At 52.5% G+C, this 2,720-nt stretch carries 4 protein-coding genes; 2 read left to right on the top strand and 2 right to left on the bottom strand.

The genetic code is table 11. From position 1 onward, the window contains the following. Positions 1–98: 98 nt before the first annotated feature. The gene (locus tag F6S12_RS31050) at positions 99–953 is read right to left on the bottom strand and encodes an AraC family transcriptional regulator (protein WP_315869790.1); all 855 of its coding nucleotides are present in this window, start codon (positions 951–953) and stop codon (positions 99–101) included. A 156-nt stretch (positions 954–1,109) separates the two neighbouring features. Here F6S12_RS31050 and F6S12_RS31045 point away from each other — a divergent pair, with 156 nt between their 5' ends. Together F6S12_RS31045 and F6S12_RS31040 are read left to right on the top strand one after the other, a co-directional pair. Further along, entirely contained in the window at positions 1,110–1,658 is a 549-nt protein-coding gene (locus F6S12_RS31045; protein ID WP_315869789.1) for a GNAT family N-acetyltransferase, read from the top strand. A gap of 292 nt (positions 1,659–1,950) precedes the next feature. Then, entirely contained in the window at positions 1,951–2,388 is a 438-nt protein-coding gene (locus F6S12_RS31040; protein WP_041774060.1) for a GNAT family N-acetyltransferase, read from the top strand. A gap of 169 nt (positions 2,389–2,557) precedes the next feature. Here F6S12_RS31040 and F6S12_RS31035 read toward each other — a convergent pair. Beyond that, on the bottom strand, positions 2,558–2,720 hold a 163-nt coding region (locus tag F6S12_RS31035; protein WP_315869791.1), incomplete at its 5' end, for a cupin domain-containing protein.

The following is a 2,720-nucleotide window of genomic DNA, read 5'->3' as shown; positions in this document are numbered from 1 at the left end:
CGTCCTATGGACAACCGATCACGCGCTGGAATCAGTGTTATATCCAGGAGGGAAACCTTTTCCATAGTGCGCCTTCCCTCCTCCATTTCGACCGCAGGTCAGTCCTGCTCCCCCTCCTCTCTCTTATGCTTACGATAACGGGAAAGCGAAATTCCCGTTTGGCGCTTGAAGTAGCGACACAAGTAAGACGCGTCGACGAAGTTCAGTTCGTCGGCCACACAGCCAATAGCCAAGTCACTGTATGAAAGAAGAGCCTTGATCTCCAAGGTTACCTGCCGATCGATCAAGCCCTTGGGTGTGTCATTGAAAAACGCTTTGGCCAACTGCGACAGGTAGAACGGCGTGATATTCAGTGCGTCGGCGTAGAACTTCACATCTCTGTGGCGCACACAATGTTTGCCTATCAATTCCCAGAAGCGCCAACTAAGCATTTCCTTCCGGCTGAATCCCCTGTTTTCTATCTGGTTGGCTGGAAGTTGCTCGGCTATTTTCAGAAAGAGATTCTGCAGCTGATTACGCAACATGATGCGTTGGTAGGTGGGACAGGTCTGCGCAATGTTCCGCATCTGTGTCACCCAGCCCTCTAGCAGCGGCATGTCGTCCTTGGAAGGAATGCAATGAGGATGGTCATGCAGAAATACGAACAAGGTATTGGGTAGTGGGTAGGCAACCTCTGCGGCAAAACTTTTCGGCATAAGGCAGAAAAACACCTTGAAGCGGCGCGAGCGACGTTTGAGCAAGGCAATAGTGTCCTCAGCCAGCAGCATCACAGCACCGCGCCTAACCGCATGCTCTTTGAAGTTAAGTGTGAAGTGGGCACTACCGCAGAGGCATACCAGCAGCGTCAAGTAAGCGTGACCGAAGGAGAGCGGTAAACCTTGCCCTTCCGCTAGCGTGGTTTCTCCGATCCGCATCGAGTCGTCAGGAGCGGAAAGTTTCGGAATGTGATGCATAGTGACCCAGCGCTACAACAAACAAGAGCCAAAATCCTATCACCGCTTGGCGCAGCTGTTTCGAAAAGTACCGAAAAAGCCGAGGTACTGGAGTGTACCGGTGATCTGACTCCCAATACTCTGTCCCGAACGAACCAATCCATTCGGGTACAGGACATGACACTTGAAACAGAACGACTCTTGCTTCGCCCCTGGCAGGCCACAGACGCCCCCGACCTATACGAATATGCCAAAGACGCCCGAGTCGGCCCTATCGCTGGCTGGCCCCCCCATACCAGTGTGGAGAACAGTGCCGACATCATCCGTACGGTCTTCAATCACCCCGAGGTGTACGCGATCGAACTGAAGGAAAATCGCCGCGCTGTTGGTTGTGTGGGCATTCTCATAGGCAGCAACAGCAATTTTGAAATCAGTGATCAGGAAGGAGAAATAGCCTACTGGATCGGCGTGCCGTACTGGGGCAAAGGCCTGACTCCGGAAGCAGTACGTGAAGTGATGCGACACGCCTTTGAAAACCTGAATCTCAAAGCACTTTGGTGTGGTTACTTCGCCAACAACATCCAGTCCTATGCTGCTCAATCCAAGTGTGGCTTTCGCTTTCATCACACGGAAGAAAACAAATACAACCAGTTCCTCCAAGACTATCGGACAGAACACATTAGCCGTATCACCTACCAAGAATGGCTGGAACATACGAAAGAGTAAGGGCACAAACCGAAGATCCCGGTGTACGGCGGCAACGACCGACGGACGCAGTCTGCGTGACGACGTATACCGCACGAACGCCGCAGAGGAGTTCAAACCTTACTTGGAGCTGCACGGAAAGCTAACCGGAATCCCCCGCTGCCCCAGAACTGCCGCGAACTGCCGCGAACTGCAACAGCTAGAGTGCGAAGCCTGCCGCAGGACAGCGCCGCGCTGCTGGCGAAGGCGCAGGAGGAACTGAATGCCCGTGAAAGTTAATTGAGCCTTATCAACACCCCAGTTCAGGAGACTTATGAAAATCTCACTTACCCAAGTAACGCAAAAAAACTATGAAGCGATTTGTGAACTGGAGGTCACTGAAGAGCAGGAAGACTACGTGGCAAGTAATACCTGGTCGCTCGTTGAGGCTGCGTACAACCCAGGTTACTTCACACGCGCCATCATCGCGGATGGAGAGCCCGTAGGCTTCTTTATGTGGGTGCAAGAGTCAAAAGGCAAAGTTTCTATCTGGCGCTTTATGGTGGACAAAGAACATCAGCGAAAATCCATCGGTAGAGTAGCGCTGGGCCTCGCCCTACATGAAATAAAACAGATCGCGGATTTGAAAGAAATTGAAATTTGCTACAACCCCAACAACATCGTAGCTAAAGGGTTCTACTCCAGTTTCGGATTTGTCGAGGTTGGTATGGATGCAGACGGCGAAGATATGCTGGCGAGGATCAGGATTTGAACTGCGCCAAATACAATTCGAGCGTTGCACAACAGTTCTAATTACCTTCAACTCCAACCGCTTATGGCTCAGGAGGGCGCAGAGTCTGTTTCTATTGTGCGAAACGTCCTGGTTGAACCTAACCACTTGTATCGGGAGTTGTGGATGACTTGCTCGATGGTGAGGGGCCTCAACGCTCCGACATCACCACCATCACTTCCGCATCCTCATCCCCTTCCGCCAGGTAGATATGGCCAATGCTGCTGTTGAAGTAGGCAGTCTCCTGCGGGCCGATGCTCACGGCCTCCCCGGTCTCGAACTGAATTCGCACACGCCCCGACAGCACCAGGGCA

This window comes from Pseudomonas sp. JV245A (assembly GCF_032424515.1).
GTDB lineage: Bacteria > Pseudomonadota > Gammaproteobacteria > Pseudomonadales > Pseudomonadaceae > Aquipseudomonas > Aquipseudomonas protegens.
Note: the sequence above shows the minus strand (reverse complement) of the source record. Positions and strands in the feature narration are given on the sequence as shown.

Coding starts and splice junctions, on each gene's coding strand:
- F6S12_RS31045 (WP_315869789.1), top strand. CDS start 1,110: ATGACACTTGAAACAGAACGACTCTTGCTTCGCCCCTGGCAGGCCACA.
- F6S12_RS31050 (WP_315869790.1), bottom strand. CDS start 953: ATGCATCACATTCCGAAACTTTCCGCTCCTGACGACTCGATGCGGATC.
- F6S12_RS31040 (WP_041774060.1), top strand. CDS start 1,951: ATGAAAATCTCACTTACCCAAGTAACGCAAAAAAACTATGAAGCGATT.